Source organism: Micromonospora sp. NBC_00617, from assembly GCF_045161355.1.
Classification (GTDB): Bacteria; Actinomycetota; Actinomycetes; order Mycobacteriales; family Micromonosporaceae; genus Micromonospora.
In genome coordinates this window covers 4,312,569-4,331,620 of sequence record NZ_CP107751.1, presented here as the reverse complement: position 1 = coordinate 4,331,620, position 19,052 = coordinate 4,312,569, and the positions used below count along the sequence as shown (strand labels likewise).

Sequence of the window (19,052 nt, the reverse complement as noted above, 5' to 3'; positions counted from 1 at the left end):
TGGGTGCACATGTCAGAACGCGCCCTTGAGGTGGTCGACCTGCGCCGGGCCGGCGTCGGGCAGCCGTACCGACAGCACGTCGAAACGCACTTCCTCGGCGGTCGTGCCGGTCTCGGTCAGCCACCGTGCGGCGAGCCCACGCAGCCGGCGGGCCTTGGCCGGCACGACCGCCTCGGCCGGGGTGCCGAAGTCGTCGCCCCGGCGGGTCTTCACCTCGCAGAAGGCGAGCACCGGCCCGTCCCACGCGATGATGTCGATCTCCCCTGCCGGGCAGCGCCAGTTTTGGGCGATCGGGCGCAGCCCTGTCTCGGTCAGGTGCCGAGCGGCGCACCGCTCGCCGTACGCGCCAACCGCCTGGTTCCGCTTTGTCATGGCCGGCACGGTGCCCGCCAGAGTGCGAGCGCCGCGACCCCGACGACCCCAACCTGTGGACGACAGGTGTCCTGTGGACAACCGGACGATCAAGCCCACGTTGTGCTAGCGAGCCGGAGTCGAGCCGACTCCCGCGCAGCTCGGCCGTGACCCGGGCGGGCAGCCACCACGCGGTCGACGCACGTGCTGGCCGTCCACCTCGGCGTTGAGCCTGCGCAGATGGGAGTTCTAGGTTTCCGCCGCACGACGGACTGCGTACCCAACTCGCCGCAGAGCTGGAAATGCTCGCCGGCGGCCCGTCGGCGGGCTGAACCAGCGCGTCACCGGGGTGAACGACGGCCGCCGGGCGGTTGAAATGGCGCGGAGGCGGCCGGTCGCATACGGTGCCGGACGTGGACGGACGACGGAGCTTTCCCGAAGATCAGGAGTCGCGCTGGTACCCCGATGAGCGGGGTCGCGGTTACGGCGAGTCGGAGTGGCGTGGCACGGGCGAGTCGGACTCGGGTCGCCTGAACGCCGTGGACACGGGTCGCTTCGGCGCGCCCGAGTCGGACTCTGGTCGCTTCGGTGCTGTGGACGCCCAGCCGGGTCGCTTCGGTGCGGGTGAGGCAGACTCGGGCCGGTTCGGCGCGGTCGACCCGCTGGGTGACGCGCGACCGGAGGTGGACGGTTACCGGCCGACGCGGTCGCGGCGAGCGGACCGGGATCCCTCGGAGACCTCTGGTGAGCTGCCCGGACGCCGGACCGCATGGGAGCCGGCTGGAACGCTTACCGGCGGCCGCGAGGAGGCCGCTCGCGATGGCTCTCCGGTGGCCGACATGTCGGCCGGTGTGCTCGCCGATCAGGCTCGTCCCGCGCCGCTCGGCGGGTATCCGATCATCGACCCGGCCCGGGGCGGCGACACGCCACACCCACTGGAGATGCCGACCGGCCCGATGCCGGGGATCGGTCCCCGCATGGACCCGCCGGTGTATCCGCCGGTGGCCGACGGCGTCTACCGGACCCGCCGGCCGGTGCTGGCCGTACTCTTCGCCCTGCTGGCGTTGATCTTCGAGATCCCCGCGCTGCGGGTGCTGCTCGCGGGCGTGACCGGCGATCCGGTGGACGCCGGGAACGTGGTGGTGGGCATCGCCCTGGTTGCCGGGCTGCCGATCTTCGCGGCCGGGCTCTATGGGCTACGAACCGGAGGTTTGGCGCTTTCCGAGGGTGGCCGGGGCTGGCTCCGCCCACCGACGGCGTACCTGACCGTCGGCCTGGCGCTCTTCCTCGCCGCGGCGCTGGCCGCCGGCTGACCCGCGAGCGCTGGCCGCCGGCTGACTCGCCACACACCCCGCGCGCACCCCGGGGCGGCTGAACGGCGGAGGGGCGTACACTGGCCAACTGGCGACCGCCTCGCGCGGTCGACCTCGCGTGCCCTCTTCACGAATCGTCGTGAAGCGACGGCCTCCCTGGTCCCGATCTTGATCGGGCCCACCATGGGCCGGCGACCAGGCGCCAGGACGCCCGGCCACCGGCCGGGCGTGACAACCAGGGATCTTGAGGAGTACCCCACCCATGGCCGTCGTGACCATGCGTCAGCTGCTGGAGAGCGGTGTCCACTTCGGGCACCAGACCCGGCGCTGGAACCCGAAGATGAAGCGCTTCATCATGACCGAGCGCAACGGCATCTACATCATCGACCTGCGCCAGACTCTCGACTACATCGAGAAGGCGTACGAGTTCGTGCGTGGGACCGTCGCCGAGGGTGGCAGCATCCTCTTCGTCGGCACCAAGAAGCAGGCCCAGGAGGCCATCGCCGAGCAGGCGACCCGGGTCGGTCAGCCGTACGTCAACCACCGCTGGCTCGGTGGCATGCTGACCAACTTCCAGACGGTGTACAAGCGGCTCCAGAGGATGAAGGAGCTGGAGGGCCTGGGTGACCTCAGCGGCACCGCCGCCGGTTACACCAAGAAGGAGACCCTGCAGCTCTCCCGCGAGAAGATCAAGCTGACCCGCACGCTGGGTGGTCTGCGGGACATGCAGAAGCTGCCGGCCGCGGTCTGGATCGTCGACACCAAGAAGGAGCACATCGCCGTCGACGAGGCCCGCAAGCTGGGCATCCCGGTGATCGCCGTTCTCGACACCAACTGCGACCCGGACGAGGTCGACTTCCCGATCCCGGGCAACGACGACGCGATCCGCTCCGCCGAGCTGCTGACCCGGGTGGTCGCGGCCGCCGTCGCGGACGGTCTGATCGCGCGTTCCGGTCGTCGCCGGGGCGGGGACGAGAAGCCCGAGGGCGTCGCGAGCGACGAGCCGCTGGCCGAGTGGGAGCGCGAGCTGCTGGAGCCGAAGAAGGCCGACGAGTCGGCCGCCCCGGCCGAGCAGCCTGCCGCTGCCGCCGCCGAGCAGCCCGCTCCGGAGCAGCCGGCGCAGGCCGCCACCGAGCAGCCGGCGGCCGCCACCGCCGAGTGACCGGCACCGTCGCTGCCCGTCCGTCCGTTTTTCGCAGACGGCGGGCAGCGACGGTACGCCGGGCACGATCCGCCCGGATCCGGGTAACCGGCACCTCTGACCATCCACACGCCGTCTCAACACCGAAGAGAGAGCCATGTCCCAAATCACCGCCGCGGACGTCAAGAAGCTCCGCGACCTCACCGGCGCCGGCATGATGGACAGCAAGAAGGCGCTGACCGAGGCCGAGGGCGACTTCGACAAGGCCATCGAGATCCTGCGCGTCAAGGGCGCCAAGGATGTCGGCAAGCGGGCCAGCCGTACGGCCGCCAACGGCCTGGTCGCCCACTCCGGCAAGGCGCTGCTCGAGCTCAACTGCGAGACGGACTTCGTCGCCAAGACCGAGTCGTTCATCGCGCTGGCCCAGCAGCTGGTGGAGCACGGCGAGCGTTCCGGCGTGAACAACGCCGAGGAGCTGCTCGCCTCCGAGCTGGACGGCAAGGCCGTCGCGGACCTGGTCCAGGAGCAGTCCGCCAAGATCGGCGAGAAGCTGGTGCTCAACCGCTTCGCCAAGGTCGAGGGCACCACCGCGGTCTACCTGCACCGCAAGGCGCAGGACCTGCCGCCGGCCGTCGGCGTGCTGGTGTCGTACACCGGCAAGTCCGACGAGGCGGGCGACGCTGACGCCCGTGGTGTCGCCATGCAGATCGCCGCGATGCGGCCGAAGTACCTCACCCGGGACGAGGTTCCGGCCGAGGTCGTCGAGTCCGAGCGGCGCATCGCCGAGCAGACCGCCCGCGAGGAGAACAAGCCCGAGGCGGCCCTGCCGAAGATCGTCGAGGGCCGGGTGAACTCCTTCTTCAAGGACTACGTCCTGATCGAGCAGTCGTCCGTCGCTGACAACAAGAAGACGGTGAAGCAGGTGCTGGCCGAGGCCGGCATCGAGGTCACCCGCTTCGTGCGGTTCGAGGTCGGCCAGGCCTGAGCCGCCGCCGGGCGCCGCGCGCCCGTAAGGCAGGAGACGTCGACGAGGAGGCCGCCGGTGTACGTGATCAGGCACCGCGGCCTCCTCGTCACATAGGGTCGGCAGCGGCAGGTTCGCGGTAACGCGTCGCGCGGGGCGTGCGCGTGGGGGAAGGCGGGGCGGATGACGCAGGTTGTGAGTGACCGGACGCTGGCGGTGGATGATCCGACGGCGCCGCCGCCGGGGCGGGCCCGCCGGGTGGTGCTGAAGCTCTCGGGTGAGGTGTTCGGTGGCGGCGCGATCGGCGTCGACCCGGATGTCGTGCAGGCCATCGCCCGGCAGATCGCCACCGTGGTCCGCCGCGGCGTGCAGGTCTCCGTGGTGGTCGGCGGGGGCAACTTCTTCCGCGGCGCGGAGCTGCAGAAGCGCGGGATGGACCGCGCTCGCGCCGACTACATGGGCATGCTCGGTACCGTGATGAACTGCCTCGCGTTGCAGGACTTCCTGGAGAAGGAGGGCATCGAGACCCGGGTGCAGAGCGCCATCACGATGGCCCAGGTCGCCGAGCCGTACATCCCGCTGCGGGCGATCCGGCACCTGGAGAAGGGCCGTGTGGTCATCTTCGGCGCCGGCGCGGGTATGCCGTACTTCTCCACCGACACGGTGGCCGCCCAGCGGGCGCTGGAGATCCGGGCCGACGTGGTGCTGATGAGCAAGAACGGCGTGGACGGCGTCTACACCGCCGATCCGCGGATCGACCCCACCGCCAGCAAGCTCGACTCGATCACCTTCTCCGAGGCGCTGCGCCGCAACCTGCGGGTGGCCGACGCGGCGGCGTTCAGCCTCTGCATGGAGAACGGCCTGCCGATGTTGGTCTTCGGCGCGCAGGGTGACGACACCATCATCCGCGCGGTGGGTGGCGACAAGATCGGCACCCTGATCACCGCCTGAACCCGCCCCGCCCGGGGCGACGGCCACGGCGGTCCTGACGACTTTCAGCAGAGCCCACCACGAGCACAGAAGGAGGCGAGGAGACCGGTGATCGACGACACCCTCCTCGAGGCCGAGGAAAAGATGGAGCGTGCGGTCGAGCACGCCAAGGAGGAGTTCGGCGCGATCCGCACCGGTCGCGCCAACGCCGCCATGTTCTCCAAGGTCATCATCGACTACTACGGCACGCCGACTCCGTTGACCCAGATGGCGTCCATCGCGGTTCCCGAGCCGCGGATGGCCATCATCAAGCCGTACGACAACTCGCAGATCAACGCGATGGAGAAGGCGATCCGCGACTCGGACCTCGGGGTCAACCCGAACAACGAGGGCAACCAGCTGCGCATCCTGCTCCCGCAGATGACCGAGGAGCGCCGCCGCGACATGATCAAGGTGGCCCGGCACAAGGGCGAGGAGGCCAAGGTGGCCATCCGCAACGTCCGCCGCCGTGCGAAGGAGGAGCTGGACCGGATCGTCAAGGACGGCGAGGCCGGCGAGGACGATGGTCGCCGCGCCGAGAAGGAACTGGACGACCTGACGCAGCGCTACGTCGCCAGCATCGACGACCTGGTCAAGCACAAGGAGACCGAGCTGCTGGAGGTCTGAGGCCCGACCCGGCGTCCGCCGGGTGAGCAGCCGATGCGAGGCCCGCCCCCGATCCGGGGACGGGCCTCGCGCCGTCTGAGCGTCAGCGTGGAATCCGGACGGTACGGGTCGTCTCGGTCAGGGTCGTTCCGACGTACGCGTCGTGCAGCTCGAAGCGCACGGTGGCCCGACCCGGGTGCAGGACCGGGTCGCCGCTGCTGTGGTGGAGACCGCCGGCGGACGCCGGACCTCGCCCACCGCGACCCCCGCGAGGGGCCTCGGCGGTCAGGGGCGCCATCGTCCGCCTCGCCCTGACGGCGGGTGCAGTAGGCTCGGCAGGATTCCCGGCCACCGGGCGGTGCGCACCGGGAATCGACCGACCGTCGGGGCGGTCGAGCCGGAGGAACACAGTCGCACGTGTAGGGGATGCTTGTGGTTTTGCGTCATGTGGTGGTACTCGTGCCGCGTCGCGGTGCGTGATGTCCCACCCCGACCCCTACACCGACGAGCCGCGCGGCTGGGACCGGTCCGAGCGCCCGGTGGCCCTGCCCTGGCCCGAGCAGGAGCTTGAGGCGGGCCAGTGGAGTCGCCGTCCGGCCGCCGGGCCCGAGTTGTACGCCGAGCCACGCACCCGCCCGTACGCCGATCCGTATCCGGCGGACCCGTACGACGAGCGCGGCCGGACGGTCCGCCCGGACGACCGGGACCGCTTCGACGACCGTGACGCGCCGCCCTACTTCGACGACCGTGACGTGCCGCCGCGCTTCGACGACGATGCCGGTTTCCCGACCGCGCAGCTCGCGCCCATCGGCGCGGAGATCCTGGCGGACGACGACCCGGTGACCGAGCCGGAGCCGCCGAGGGGTCGGCGGCCGCGGGGCCGGCGACGGGCCAGCCTCGACCGGCCGGCGACCCAGCAGGTGGGCACCGGGCGGGCCGGCCGGAACCTGCCGGCGGCGATCGGGGTCGGGCTCGGCCTCGGCGCGCTGATCGTGGTTCCGCTGGCCTTCTACCCGCTGGCGTTCCTGCCGGTGATCGCCGCCGCCATCGCGGTCGGCATCTGGGAGATGGCCCGGGCGGTCCGCCGCAGCGGCGCCCACCCGCCGCTGGTACCGCTGCTCGCCGGTGGCGTGCTGACCATCGGGCTGGCGTGGTTCGCCGGCCCGGACGCGCTCAGCCTGGGCCTGCTGGTCACCGTGCTGGGCACGATGGTGTGGCGGTTGGGCGACGGCCCGGCCGGCTTCCAGCGGGATCTCACCGCGGCCACCCTGATCGCGGTCTACGTGCCGTTCCTCGGCGGCTTCGCGGCGTTGCTGGCGGCGGCCCCCGACGACGGCCGGCTGCGCATCCTGGCCACGCTGATCGCGGTGGTCCTCTCCGACACCGGCGGGTATGCGGCCGGCGTCTCCTTCGGCCGCCACCCGATGGCCCCGTCGATCAGCCCCAAGAAGTCCTGGGAGGGTTTCGCCGGCTCGGTCATCGCGGCGGCGCTGGGCAGTGCCCTGCTGCTGTGGCTGATGTTCGAGGTGGCCCCCTGGTGGGGTGCCGTGTTCGGGGTGGCCGTCTCCGGTGCGGCGGTCCTCGGCGATCTCGCCGAATCGATGATCAAGCGGGACCTCGGGGTCAAGGACATGAGCAACCTGCTGCCCGGGCACGGTGGCCTGATGGACCGGCTGGACTCGATCCTGTTCGCGGTGCCGACCGCGTACCTGCTGTTGGCGATCTTCGTGCCGGTGGTGGGGTGAGGCATGGATCACCGTGGCCCGAGGGTTCCCGACCGCCGGCCGGGGCCGGTTCCACACCTCCGCAGGGGTGCCCGGCGCCGGAGGCGTGACACACTGGACCAGCCATGACGAGCCTGCCGTTGATCCCCGCCATCTCGGAAGCCCCCGCCGCACGCCGGGCCTCCATGCCACCGCAGCACCTCGCCGACCTGGATCTGGCCGGTCGCCAGGCACTGGTCGCCGGGTTGGGTGAGCCCGCGTTCCGTGCCAAGCAGATCTCCAACCACTACTTCGGGCGGCTGGTTCGCGACCCGCAGGCGATGACCGACCTCCCTGCGGCGACGCGTGAGCGGCTGGCCGACCAGCTGCTGCCCAAGCTGCTCACCCCGGTGCGCGAGCTGGCCTGCGACGACGGGGCGACCCGCAAGGCGCTCTGGAAGCTGCACGACGGCGCGCTGGTGGAGAGCGTGCTGATGGGCTACCCGGACCGCGTCACGGTCTGCATCTCCAGCCAGGCGGGCTGCGGCATGGCCTGCCCGTTCTGCGCCACCGGCCAGGCCGGGCTGACCCGCAACCTGTCCACGGCCGAGATCGTCGACCAGGCGGTCTACCTGGCCGGGGTGGCGGCCTCCGGCGCGGTCGCCGGCTCACCGCCGCGGCTGTCGCACGTCGTGTTCATGGGCATGGGCGAGCCGCTGGCCAACTACAACCGGGTCATCGCGGCGATCCGTCGCCTGGTCAGCCCCGCTCCGGAGGGGCTGGGCCTGTCCCAGCGGCACATCACCGTTTCCACGGTCGGCCTGGTTCCGGCCATCCGCCGACTGGCCAGCGAAGACCTCTCTGTGACCCTTGCGTTGTCGTTGCACGCGCCCGATGATGATCTGCGCGACGAACTCGTGCCGGTAAACCAGCGCTGGAAGGTAGCCGAGGTGCTGGACGCAGCGTGGGACTACGCCGCCCGGACGGGCCGTCGCGTGTCCATCGAATACGCAATGATCAAGGACGTGAACGACCAGCCGTGGCGAGCTGACCTGCTCGGGCGGCTGTTGGCCGGCAAGTTGGCGCACGTGAACCTCATCCCGCTCAATCCGACGCCGGGCAGCCGCTGGGACGCGAGCCCGAAGCCGGTCGAGCGGGAGTTCGTCCGGCGCTTGCGTGACGCGGGAGTGTCCACCACCGTACGGGACACCCGGGGTCGCGAGATCGACGGCGCGTGTGGCCAGCTCGCCGCCGCCGAGGACACCGACACCTTCACCGACCGCGCCGGAGAGGCACCGGCGTGACCGGGCGTGGCGAACGAGACCAGGAGACATAGTGGCGAGTCAGGGTCAGCGTTTCCGGCGCAAGGCGCTCCGCCGGGGATACAAGGTCGACGAGGTGGATGCCTTCCTCGACCGGGTCGAGGCGACGCTCGACGGCCGGCAGGTGGGTGCGCCGGTGGCTTCCCAGGAGGTCCACGACGTCGTCTTCCGGGTCCGCTTCAACGGCTACGACGAGTGGCAGGTCGACCTGCACCTGGACCGGGTCGAGCGACAGCTGGCCGAGCTGGAGGAGCGCACGAGCGCCGGGCGCGGCGGCGACCCTCGGATGGGTGACCGGATGGGCCCGCCGGACCGGATGGGCCCGCCGCTGCGCGACGACCGTGGGGGCATGGTTCCGCAGCCGATGCCGCCCCGGCCGATGTCCGCCCAGTCAGGTCCGCCCGCCGACCGCTACGGCCGGTACGACGAGCCCACCGGCGCCTTCGCCGGCGGGTACGACGCTTCCCGCGGCGGCTACGACGCGCAGCGCGGCCCCGGCCCCGGCGGCCCCGGCGGCCCCGGCCCGATGGGGCCCGGTGGTCCGATGGGTGGCCACGGCGTACCGCAACGCGGTCTGCCCGCCGGTCCGGGTGGCTACGGCCCGCCCGACGAGCAGCGGATACCTGGCGGCTACGGCCCGCCCGACGAGCAGCGGATGCCTGGCGGCTACGGCCCGCCCGACGAGCAGCGCATGCCTGGCGGCTACGGCCCGCCCGACGACCAGCGCATGCCTGGCGGCTACGGCCCGCCCGACGACCAGCGTGGCCCCGGTGGCGGCTACCCGCCGGAGGAGCCCCGCTTCGACGGCTTCGAGGCCGGTCGGCACGGTCGCGCCGACATGACCGCCGAGATCCGGATGCCCGAACGGGACCCGCGCGACATGCGCCGTGGCCCGGTCGGCCCACCCCCGATGCCGCAGCAGGCTCTCGGTGGCCCGCCGGTGGCGGGTCCGCCCGCCGTGGCCGGCCCGCCGATGGGTGGCCCGCCGATGGGTGGCCCGCCGATGGCCGGCCCGCCCGGCAGCGACCTGTACCGGGTCGACCAGATCCGCCGCAGCTTCCAGGTGCGCCGGTTCGGCAGCGGGTACGACCCGGACCAGGTGGACCGGTTCTTCGAGACCCTGCTCGGCGGCATGCAGCGCCGCAACCCGATGCCGGTCGACCCGAAGGATCTGGACACTCTCCGGTTCGGCCTGGTGCCCGGCGGCTACTTCGAGGCCGAGGTCGACGCCGCGCTCAAGGACGTGCAGGACATCCTCTTCGGGCGCTGACCCCGACACGTACGCGAACGAGGGCCCGTCCCCGGGTGGGGGCGGGCCCTCGGCGTACGTCGGCCGGTCGTTCGGCGGCCGGTCGGGTCAGGAGCGCAGGCCGTTGCGCCGCAGCACGGCGTCGCCGATCACGATGACCAGCAGCAGCGCGGCCAGGCCGACCAGCCAGATGTCCTCGACCCTGCCCTCGTGGTTGCCGCAGATCATCGCCAGCAGCGCCAGCGCGGTCAGCACCGCGCCGATGCGCCCGGCCTTCCGGTGCCCGGGCTTGTGCTGGTCTGGCGACGTTACCGGCTCGCTTCCTGCCACTGTCGGTCCTTCCCTCGCGATCGGATCTTTGGTTAGTCTGGCACGCCTCCCGCCCGGGGCGGTGCGGTGGGGGTTTCCCCGCCTTCTGGCCCTGCCTGCCCAGGCCGGACGACACTACCGGCGTCGCGGGGCGGTGGTCAGACTCCCTCCGGTAGCGTTTGGCGTACACCTGATTGTCTGTTTGAGGGGGACTGTGCGGTGCGAGTGACCGGAACCGGGCACGCCAGCATGCGGATCGACACGGCCGCGGGCAGCATCCTGTGCGACCCGTGGGTCAACCCGGCCTACTTCGCCTCGTGGTTTCCCTTCCCGGACAATTCCCTGCTCGACTGGGAGAGCCTGGGCCAGGTCGACTACCTGTACGTCTCCCACCTGCACCGGGACCACTTCGACGCGAAGCACCTGCGGGACTTCGTCTCGAAGGACGCCACCGTCCTGCTCCCCGAGTTCCCCACCTCGGAGATGGAGGACGAGTTCCGGGCGCTGGGCTTCACGAAGTTCCTCAAGGCGCCCAACGAGCAGGTGGTGGAGCTGCCCGGCGGCCTGAAGATCATGATCCAGGCGCTGACCAGCCCCACCGACGGCCCGATCGGTGACTCCTCGCTCTGGGTCGAGTACGACGGTGTGCGGCTGCTCAACCAGAACGACGCCCGCCCCACCGACCTGAGCGTCTTCGCCGAGCTGGGGCACGTGCACGCGCACCTGCTGCAGTTCTCCGGCGCGATCTGGTACCCGATGGTCTACGAGTTGCCGCAGGCGGCGAAGACCGCGTTCGGCAAGCAGAAGCGCGACCGGCAGTTCGACCGGACGTGGCGCTACATCGACGACCTGAAGGCTGACCACGTCTTTCCGATCGCCGGCCCGCCGTGCTTCCTCGACGACGCCCTGTGGCAGTTCAACGACATCCACGGCGACGAGGGCAACATCTTCCCGGACCAGTCGGTCTTCCTGAGCGAGTACGCGAAGGTCGGCGGCACCAACGGCATCGTGCTGCTGCCGGGCAGCGTCGCCGAGGTCACCACCGAGGGCGCGAGCACCACGCACCCGGTGCCGGTGGATGAGTTCTTCGCGAACAAGGTCGCCCACCTGGAGGAGATGCGGGAGCGCAAGCGCCCGATCATCGAGGCGGAGAAGGCGTCCTGGCGGCACCCCGAGGTGGACGTGCTCGGCGAGATGAAGCGCCGGATCGAGCCGCTGCTCGACGAGTCGATCTACCTGGCCAAGGGGGTCGGCGGCCCGGTCCGCTTCGACCTGGTGGGCACCGACGACTCGGGCGGGGAGACCATTGAATCCATCGTGGTGGACTTCCCGGGCAAGGAGGTCCGGCCGTACGCGGACGAGAAGGTCCGCTACCGCTTCCGGACCGACCGGTCGCTGATCGAGCACCTGCTCTTCATCGACGAGGTCGACTGGGTCAACTCGCTCTTCCTGTCCTGCCGGTTCTCGGCGGCCCGGATCGGCCAGTACAACGAGTTCGTCTACGCGTTCTTCAAGTGCCTCTCCGAGGAGCGCCTCCAGTACGCCGAGGGTTGGTACGACGAGCACGAGCGCACCACCGACGCCGAGGACATCACGCTGGGCGACTGGGTGGTGCAGCGGCGCTGCCCGCACCTGAAGGCGGACCTGACCCGGTTCGGCATCGTCGAGGGTGACCAGCTCACCTGCCAGTTGCACGGCTGGAAGTTCGACCTCGCCAGTGGCCGCTGCCTGACCAGCGTCGGCCACAAGGTCCGCGCCCACCGCGTCGACGCGGAGACCCCGGCCCCCGCAGGCGAAGCCCTGAGCTGACCCCGCCCCTCCACCCCCGCGATCTTGCACTTTCGGTGGGTGCGAAGCACCGCAATCGCCCCAGAACGGCGACCGTAAGTGCAAGATCGCGGGGAGGGGTTGCTGGTCGGCTACTACCTGATCGGCGGCCCGGGAGACCTCCGACCGTCCGCTGGCCTGAGCGGGGACCGGTCAGCGGCCTAGATCGGCGAGGATGCGTCGGGCGGCGTTGTGGCCGGCGGCGCCGATGACGCTGCCGGCCGGGTGGCAGCCGGCGCTGCCCGCGTACACGCCGTCGATGCCGGTGGCGTACGGCATGCGGTCGGTGAACGAGACGGTGTTGTCGACGTGGTGGATGTGACCGCCAGCGATGCCGAAGTGCTTCTCGATGCCCGGCGGGGGCAGCGGCACCGCGTCGGCGATCAGGTCGGCGGTGCCCGGCGCGTACCGCTCGACGATCGCGACGAGCCGGTCGACGTAGCCGGGCAGCTCCGCGTCCCAGGTGGTGCCGGCCAGCTCGTAGGGGACCGACTGGACGAACAGCGCCGACGAGTGGTGCCCGGCGGCGTCGGAGAGCGACGGGTCGACGGTGGTGTGCAGGTACCACTCGATGGTCGGCTCCGCCGGCAGCCGCCCGGCCTGCACGTCCGCCCACATGCCGCGCAGCGCGGTCATCGGCGAGGTGGCGTCGCCGCCGACCAGCGAGGCGGACCCGGGCAGCAGGTGGATGGTCGACCCGAACGGGCTCGGGGCGTCGGCCGGCAGGCAGGAGAACCGCGGCAGCCCGGTGAGCGCCAGGTTGAGCTTGAGGGTGGTGCCGGGGCGGCGGACCGCCGCCATCCGCGCGTCGAGTGCCGCCGGCAGCGCGCCGTCGGGCACCAGGTCCATCAGCCGGTACGGGTCACACGCGCCGAGCACCACCCGCGCGGCGACCTGCCGACCGTCGGCCAGCACGACTCCGCTGGCCGCGCCGCCGTCCAGGGTCACCGCGCGCACCGGCGTACCGGTCAGGATGGTCGCTCCGGCGGCGCGTGCGGTGTCGGCGAACGTGGCCGAGACGGTGCCCATCCCGCCCTCGGCGATCATCCAGGTGCCGCCCGAGCCGGGCAGCCGGCACATGTTGTGCACGAGGAAGTTGTGGCCGGTCCCGGGGTCGTCCGGGCCGGCGTTGAGGCCGGACAGCCCGTCGGTGACCGCGTACATGCTGACCAGCAGTTCGGAGCGGAACTCGAACCGGGCCAGGTAGTCCGCGACCGAGCCCCGGACGAGGTCGACGAAGACCTGCCGCAGCGCCGGGCGGACGTGCCGCTCGGCGGTTTCCTCGGCGCTCAGCGGCTCGGCCAGCCAGGCCGGGGCGAGGTCCTCGCGCAGCGCGGCCAACTCGGCCTGCATAGCATCGTCGGCGGCCACGTCAGCGGGGGAGAAGAATTCGGCGAGCTGCGCCCGGCTGGCGGCGGTGTCGCTGCCGAAGAGCAGGTACGGCGAGCCGAGGCCGCCCGGTGTGGGCAGGAAGTAGTGCGGGTCGCGGCGCAGCACCGGGATTCGCACGTCGAGGGTGGCGAGCAGTTCCGGCGGCATGAGCCCGAGCAAATACGACCCGGTGGAGTGGCGCAGCCCCGGCACCTTCGGGAACGGGTTCTCGGTGCGGGTCGCGCCGCCGATCACGTCGGCCTCCTCCAGCACCAGGACGTCCAGGCCGGCGCGGGCCAGCAGGATGGCGGAGACCAGACCGTTGTGCCCGGCGCCGACGATCACGACGTCGGCCCGGCCGGGAAGTTGACTGCTCATGCCGCCGCAGCCTAGCCCCACCACCCCGCGGGGTCAGCCCACCGCGCGTTGATCAAGAGACGCAGACGTCTTGATCAACTCGGCCGAGGGGCGCGTTGGGCACGCCAGCGGGAGAGGGCCAGGGTGGCGGAATAGCCGGCCAGGACGATCACGTGGAACAGGTACAGCCACAGGAGCACCGCCACGCCGGCGCCGATCTCGTCGAAGCCGCCGAACGGGGCGCCCAGATCCAGCGGCAGGGACGCGAAGAGCACGAAGCCGTGCAGGAACCCGGAGAGGTTCGCCGCGGTGAACGACCCGAGCCCGAGGGTGGAGAGCCAGTCCGGCGAGGCCGGCCCGACCACCCGGAACACCCACATCAGCACCGGTGTGAGCACCAGCCACACCGCCAGGAACGACAGCACGACCCCCAGAGCGCCGACCCAGCCGCCCTGGGTGACCAGGTGGGTGGTGACCGGGAGCGCCAGCAGGATCGACAACAGCAGCGCGGGCGCCGGCGCGAGCAGCGGCAGCAGCAGCAGTCGACCTCGCCAACCGACCAGGTGCTCGTCGCTGCGCGGGGCCGCCACCGACACGAACGCCCGGCGCAGCCCCTCGCCGTACAGCGACGCGGGCAGCAGCGAGGCAAGGGCCAGCACCGGGGTCAACTCCACCCCCGCGTCGACCAGGGCGGCCACCGCCCGGGGCGTGCCGATCGCCGTCGGCAGGGCCTCCACGGCGTACGACGTGAGCCGGCGTACCCGATCGGCTCCCGCGATCAGCGAGGTGAGCCAGAGGGCCAGCAGCGCCACCGGGACCACGGCGATCGCCCCGTAGAAGGTGATCGCGGCGGCGTGCAGCGACAGGTCTCGCCCACGCACCGGACGGAACGCGGCACTGGTGATCCGCTTCGCGCGCTGCCATCCGTTGCCCATCGGGGTCTCCTTCCCTGTCCTCGGGGCGGTCACTCCCTAAGATCGCCGGTCATGACTGTTCTCGCCACCGAACGTCTCATCCTGCGCGATTGGACCGACGATCCGGCCGATCTGGCCCGCATCTACGACATCTACTCCCGTCCGGAGATCACCCGCTGGCTGGGCGTGGCGCCCGGGCTGCCCCTGACCGATCCGGCGCAGGCCGCCGAGCGGTGGCGACGCTGGCGGGACCGGCACGCCGCCGACCGTGGCCGGTACGGCACGTGGGCGATCGAGGTGCGCGACAGCGGACTGGTGGCGGGCACCGTGCTGCTCAAGCCGCTGCCGGGGCGGGACGAGACGCGCCGTACGTCGGACATCGAGGTCGGTTGGCACCTGCACCCGGATTCCTGGGGTCACGGCTACGCCACCGAGGCGGCGCGTGCCGTCATGGCGCGCGAGTTCGCCACCGGCACCCCGGAGATCTACGCGGTCGTGTCACCGGGCAACGAGCCGTCGATGGCGGTCTGCCGGCGACTCGGCATGGAGCACGTGGGACAGCGCACCGACTGGTACGGCGGAGAGTTGTTGGAGACGTTCGTCCTGGCGGCACCGGGCGGCTGATCACTCTCCTCGAAGGGCGCAGGTCCGGATGCCAATCCGGCACCCCGGTCCTGCGCCTCGCCGTGCGCACCCGGCCGTGCCCCGCCCCGCGCCCCACGCCCTGCGTTGCGCCCCGCGTCCCCGTGCCCTGCGTTGCGCGCCGCGCGCCTTGCCGCCCCGCGTCCCCGTGCCCTGCGTTGCGCGCCGCGCGCCTTGCCGCGCCGGGCCCCCGTGCCCTGCCCCGCGTCCCTGTGCCCTGCCCCGCGTCCCTGTGCCCTGCCCCGCGCCCCTGTGCCCTGCGTTGCGCGCCCTGCCGCGCCGGGCCCCCGTGCCCTGCCCCGTGCCTCCGCGCTCGCGGCCAACATGCCTCAAAGCCGTATACCTCAGGGGAATTTTTATGACTCTGAGGTATACGGCTCGAAATGACGTTCGCCCCGCCGCCCGCCGCCCGCCGCCCGCCGCCCGCCGCCCGCCGCCCGCCGCCCGCCGCCCGCCGCCTGTCCCCGCGGCCTCGCGACCTCGCGGAGTGTGGCGCCTAGCTGTCCGACGACGCGTCCGCGCGCGCAAGCCCATAAATAGTCACGCCAGTCGAAGTGTTGACGGTCCCATAGTGCGTGACAAGACCCACGAGATCGAAATCTACGAGGACGCGTGGCGCTCCGTTGGCGAGCGGGCGCTCAGCGCCGACGAGTCCCGTGAGTTGATCGCGGCGATGGCGAAGGAGATGACCGATGGTGCGTGACAGTGTGTGGCGCAAGTCGACCCGGTCCGGTGGCGAGGGCAACTGTGTCGAGGTGGCTGTTTTCGCCGCCGCGGTGGGCGTGCGCGACAGCAAAGACCAGCAGGGGCCGGTGCTGACTTTCACCGAGTCGGCCTGGAGCGACTTCGTCACGGCGACTCGCGCACAGCAGTTGAACGCCGACCGCTGAGCCGCCCGCGCCAACTCGTTCACGAGATTCTGGAGGAATCCGACCCAGGCGAGGCAGTTTCCCTCCAAGATCTGTCGTGGGTCCGGGTTAGCCTTCCCGCGAATTCTGGGGAGGCCGCGGGGTGGACCGGTTCGAACGCATGGTGGCGCTGTTACGCAGTGGACAGACGGCAGGTGCCGATCAGCTACGGGCAGAGGCGCCCGAGGCGCTCCTGCCCCGGTGGACGGCCGGCGAGCCGTTGAGTCCGGCGCTGCGGCAGGTACGTCAGCTCGAATCCTTGATCAAGGCGGTTCGCCTCGACGACACGTACGCCTGGGCGATGGCAGGTTGCAGCGTGCATCGCATTCCACTCGCCGAAGGCGAGGCACAGTGCGTGCGTCTGGAGAGCAGCGACGATGCCTTCTACGTGGAGGCGGTGTTCAACGGTGCCACCGTCGTCGCCGTTGAGGATGAGCGGCTGTGCGTATGGGACCTCGCGACCGGGAAGCTGTTGCTCGCCACCGACCCGGACGACATTCCCCGCCGAGCGGGGCGCCTCGTCAGCCTCGCGGTCGGCGTCGGAGTCGCGGTCACCGGCACCGAAGGCGGTTACCTACTGCTGTGGGATCTCGCCGACGGCCGGCAGTTGGCCAGGACCGCCGCCCACAGCGGAGATGTTTTCCGGGTGGCGATCAGTGCGGGCGAAGCTCCTATCGTCCTGAGCCTTGGCGGCGAGGACACCGATTCCATGACGCTGTGTTTCCACGACCTCGACGGCCTGCGCCGCGCCGGTGAGGTGGCCGTGGCCGGGTCGACGACGTGCGGCGGCTGGACGGTGCTCGACGGTCAGCGGCGCGCGGTGACGGTCGGCGACGGCCTCCTGACCGTCTGGGACGCCACGGCGGTCGAACCAACAGCGCAGTTTCCCACCCCGGCAGACCCGGACAGCGCTCCGGCGTTTCTTGCCGGCGGTGCCTGGGCCGTGCTCGGCGAGCGGCGTGCGTTGCGGATCATCGATCTGCGGAACGGCACCCTACACGGCACGATCCGGACCGATTTCACTCAGCGCGTCGGTCGGGTCGCCGTGCGCGGCTCGTTTCTCTTCGTGGCGCAGTCGAACAGCACCGAGGGGCGGACCAACCTCTTCGAACTCGCCGACCCGCTTCCGCAGGACGACAGGGACCGGCCCTACTTCCGGGATGCCGTGATCTCCAAGGTCGACGGGCGACCCGTGGTCGTCGCCGTGGACGAGGGCGGCGTATTCGAGGTCGTCGACGCCGCAGATGGCAGCGGGCTCGCAGGAGCGGCTGGTGAACGGCGGATCGTCCACCGGGCTGCGGGCTGGTCTCCGCGACTGGTCTCCACTACCGCTGCCGGCCGCGACCTGCTCGTCGTGATGGGGAGCCTCAAGCCGACGACAGTCGACCCGGCCACCGGCGAGACCCACACCACGCCCGAGCCGCCGCTGACACCCGCCGTGCTCCACGAGGTCGCCGCGCGCGGTGGCGTCATCGCCGCGATCAGCATTGGCGGCCTCCTCGCGGTCTGGGACGCGGCCACCCTGACCTTGCGGGCCGCCGTCCGACTGGAACTGCGCGAGACGACCTCGATGACGCTCGTCGACCTTCATGGCCGCACCGTCGTACTGACGGGCACCGACGCGGGCGGCTTCCGCTGGTTCGACAGTGCCGATCTGACCGAGCTGGCACCGCCGGGCCGGTTCGCCGAGCGGATCGACCGAACCGCCCCGGAGGGTTGGGACTGGCCGGGGGCAGCCGCCGTCAGGCGCTTGCACGTCCTTGGATCAGTCGTGATCAGCGTCGTCAGCGGCACGGTCACCTGCGCCGACATCGCGACCGGGGAGTCGATCGGCCCAGCCCTGGCGCATCCGGGCACGGTCGACGTGATCCTGCCCGTGGTCCTCGACGGCGTCCCGGTGGTCGCCACCGCGTGCGCCGACCGGGTCCTGCGGGTCTGGGATATCGAAAGCGGCCGTGTCACCTGGTCAGTCGCGCTACCCGAGCAGGTCCGTCGCATCCTCTCGGTCACCGCCGATCAGGTCGTCGTCCACACCAGCGGGTACGTGATGGCGGTCGGTCCGCTGAACGTGATCCCGTCCACCTGAGCGGACGCGATCGCCCCCGACTCGTCTGTGGTTCGCAGATCTTGGACAGTTTCCGTCCTGCCCTAACGGAAACTGCCCAAGATCTGCACGTGCCGCGCGAGATGCTGGGGGTGATCGCTGGCGGACTCGGTGTGCGATCCCCTGCGTCGAGAACTGTGGTGGCTAGGCTGACCTGAGCATGATGGTCCGCTGAGGGGGTGAGCCCGGATGGCCCAGGCAGCGTTCGCGCCGGAGCCGGCGCCGCAGCACACCGAGCCGTCGTTCGACGTGCTGCGGTGGCACGACGAGCCGTGGACCGCGCAGCTCGCCCTCGACCTGTTGCCGGAGACCAACGGCCCCAAGGTTGAGGTCCTGAGCGGAAGCGTGATCGTGACACCACATGCCGGGTACGACCATCAGGACGCGGAGCTGGATCTCGCGTATCACCTCAAGCAGGCGGCCCGCCGCGCCAAGCTGTGGCTTTATCTTGAGACGAACGTCGTGTCGGGTGACGATCTCTTCATCCCCGACATCGTCATCCTCGACGCGCCGGGCGGCGGCCGAACGACGATGAACATCAGACACGCCGTGTTGTTGGGGGAGATTGTCTCTCCCGGGAACCGACGCAAGGACATCATCGACCGGCCCCGCGAGTACGCCGCGGTCGGCGTGCCCTTCTTCCTCCGCGTCGACCTGCGCAACCGGGTGCCCACCCTTGCGCTGTACGAGTTGATCGAGGGGGAGTATCGGCCGGTGGCCGCCGCCGCGGCCGGGACGCGGTTCGTCATGCGGGAGCCGTTCGAGTTCTCCATCGATCCGGGCGATCTGCTCGGCGATGAGGCGCCGCCGGACGCGACGATCACCGACTCGGCCGGCGACAACGCTTGATCGACACGGTTTCGTTGACGTCGGGGTGTCGAGGTGCCGCGGATGCCCCGACTTCCTGAAAGTCGAGTCGATCATGGTCGACGGCGCGCACTGGGAGCGGCCGGCGGGCGCGGAGGGCTGAGGCTCCCAGCGGGCGTTCAGTGACGGTGGGGG

17 protein-coding genes and 2 pseudogenes are annotated in these 19,052 nt (G+C 71.2%); 14 read left to right on the top strand and 5 right to left on the bottom strand.

Features of this window, described 5'->3' with window-relative positions:
• Positions 1–12: 12 nt before the first annotated feature.
• Positions 13–372: a YraN family protein gene (locus OG505_RS19800; RefSeq protein ID WP_405426416.1), complete on the bottom strand. Its 360-nt coding sequence runs from the start codon at positions 370–372 to the stop codon at positions 13–15.
• A 355-nt stretch (positions 373–727) separates the two neighbouring features.
• On the opposite strand from OG505_RS19800, the pseudogene OG505_RS19795 reads away from it, so the two are divergent.
• The 5 genes and pseudogenes from OG505_RS19795 (at position 728) to frr (ending at position 5,365) form a co-directional block, all read left to right on the top strand.
• A pseudogene (locus OG505_RS19795) lies at positions 728–1,664 on the top strand (hypothetical protein).
• Positions 1,665–1,926: 262 nt separating this feature from the next.
• Positions 1,927–2,826: a 30S ribosomal protein S2 gene (rpsB, locus tag OG505_RS19790; RefSeq protein WP_234584235.1), complete on the top strand. Its 900-nt coding sequence runs from the start codon at positions 1,927–1,929 to the stop codon at positions 2,824–2,826.
• Positions 2,827–2,962: 136 nt separating this feature from the next.
• Positions 2,963–3,790 carry a translation elongation factor Ts gene (gene tsf, locus OG505_RS19785; RefSeq protein ID WP_405426414.1) on the top strand — a complete coding sequence of 276 codons (828 nt, stop codon included), beginning with the start codon at positions 2,963–2,965 and terminating at the stop codon, positions 3,788–3,790.
• Between the two features lie 162 nt (positions 3,791–3,952).
• Entirely contained in the window at positions 3,953–4,720 is a 768-nt protein-coding gene (pyrH, locus tag OG505_RS19780; RefSeq protein ID WP_088946657.1) for a UMP kinase, read from the top strand.
• A gap of 87 nt (positions 4,721–4,807) precedes the next feature.
• Positions 4,808–5,365 carry a ribosome recycling factor gene (gene frr, locus OG505_RS19775; protein WP_354856362.1) on the top strand — a complete coding sequence of 186 codons (558 nt, stop codon included), beginning with the start codon at positions 4,808–4,810 and terminating at the stop codon, positions 5,363–5,365.
• Between the two features lie 82 nt (positions 5,366–5,447).
• Here the strand turns inward: frr and OG505_RS19770 are convergent, their stop codons facing one another.
• Positions 5,448–5,642 (bottom strand): hypothetical protein, encoded by a 195-nt coding sequence (locus OG505_RS19770; protein WP_405426412.1) that lies wholly within the window; start codon positions 5,640–5,642, stop codon positions 5,448–5,450.
• A 181-nt stretch (positions 5,643–5,823) separates the two neighbouring features.
• On the opposite strand from OG505_RS19770, the gene OG505_RS19765 reads away from it, so the two are divergent.
• From OG505_RS19765 to OG505_RS19755, 3 genes are all read left to right on the top strand, one after another.
• Positions 5,824–7,089, top strand: coding sequence for a phosphatidate cytidylyltransferase (locus tag OG505_RS19765; RefSeq protein ID WP_405426410.1), 1,266 nt, complete (start codon positions 5,824–5,826; stop codon positions 7,087–7,089).
• 104 nt (positions 7,090–7,193) lie between these two features.
• Positions 7,194–8,351, top strand: coding sequence for a 23S rRNA (adenine(2503)-C(2))-methyltransferase RlmN (rlmN, locus tag OG505_RS19760; RefSeq protein WP_405426409.1), 1,158 nt, complete (start codon positions 7,194–7,196; stop codon positions 8,349–8,351).
• A 31-nt stretch (positions 8,352–8,382) separates the two neighbouring features.
• The gene (locus OG505_RS19755; protein ID WP_405426408.1) at positions 8,383–9,639 is read left to right on the top strand and encodes a DivIVA domain-containing protein; all 1,257 of its coding nucleotides are present in this window, start codon (positions 8,383–8,385) and stop codon (positions 9,637–9,639) included.
• An 87-nt stretch (positions 9,640–9,726) separates the two neighbouring features.
• On the opposite strand, the gene OG505_RS19750 is transcribed toward OG505_RS19755, so the two are convergent.
• Positions 9,727–9,948, bottom strand: coding sequence for a DUF2631 domain-containing protein (locus OG505_RS19750; protein ID WP_405426407.1), 222 nt, complete (start codon positions 9,946–9,948; stop codon positions 9,727–9,729).
• A gap of 198 nt (positions 9,949–10,146) precedes the next feature.
• Between OG505_RS19750 and OG505_RS19745 the strand changes: the two genes are divergently transcribed.
• On the top strand, positions 10,147–11,736 hold the full coding sequence (locus tag OG505_RS19745) for a Rieske 2Fe-2S domain-containing protein (RefSeq protein ID WP_405426405.1): 1,590 nt from the start codon (positions 10,147–10,149) through the stop codon (positions 11,734–11,736).
• A 171-nt stretch (positions 11,737–11,907) separates the two neighbouring features.
• Here the strand turns inward: OG505_RS19745 and OG505_RS19740 are convergent, their stop codons facing one another.
• Both OG505_RS19740 and OG505_RS19735 read right to left on the bottom strand, forming a co-directional pair.
• Positions 11,908–13,503, bottom strand: coding sequence for a phytoene desaturase family protein (locus OG505_RS19740; RefSeq protein WP_405426403.1), 1,596 nt, complete (start codon positions 13,501–13,503; stop codon positions 11,908–11,910).
• 74 nt (positions 13,504–13,577) lie between these two features.
• On the bottom strand, positions 13,578–14,417 hold the full coding sequence (locus OG505_RS19735) for a YhjD/YihY/BrkB family envelope integrity protein (protein WP_405426401.1): 840 nt from the start codon (positions 14,415–14,417) through the stop codon (positions 13,578–13,580).
• Positions 14,418–14,468: 51 nt separating this feature from the next.
• Here OG505_RS19735 and OG505_RS19730 point away from each other — a divergent pair, with 51 nt between their 5' ends.
• The 5 genes and pseudogenes from OG505_RS19730 (at position 14,469) to OG505_RS19710 (ending at position 18,899) form a co-directional block, all read left to right on the top strand.
• Positions 14,469–15,020, top strand: coding sequence for a GNAT family N-acetyltransferase (locus tag OG505_RS19730; protein ID WP_405426399.1), 552 nt, complete (start codon positions 14,469–14,471; stop codon positions 15,018–15,020).
• A gap of 595 nt (positions 15,021–15,615) precedes the next feature.
• A pseudogene (locus OG505_RS19725) lies at positions 15,616–15,741 on the top strand (XRE family transcriptional regulator); the annotation flags it as partial.
• A gap of 4 nt (positions 15,742–15,745) precedes the next feature.
• On the top strand, positions 15,746–15,928 hold the full coding sequence (locus tag OG505_RS19720; protein ID WP_405434610.1) for a DUF397 domain-containing protein: 183 nt from the start codon (positions 15,746–15,748) through the stop codon (positions 15,926–15,928).
• A 121-nt stretch (positions 15,929–16,049) separates the two neighbouring features.
• Positions 16,050–18,032, top strand: a complete 1,983-nt coding sequence (locus OG505_RS19715; RefSeq protein ID WP_405426398.1) for a PQQ-binding-like beta-propeller repeat protein — start codon at positions 16,050–16,052, stop codon at positions 18,030–18,032.
• Between the two features lie 207 nt (positions 18,033–18,239).
• The gene (locus tag OG505_RS19710; protein ID WP_405426397.1) at positions 18,240–18,899 is read left to right on the top strand and encodes a Uma2 family endonuclease; all 660 of its coding nucleotides are present in this window, start codon (positions 18,240–18,242) and stop codon (positions 18,897–18,899) included.
• The last annotated feature ends 153 nt before the right edge of the window (positions 18,900–19,052 follow it).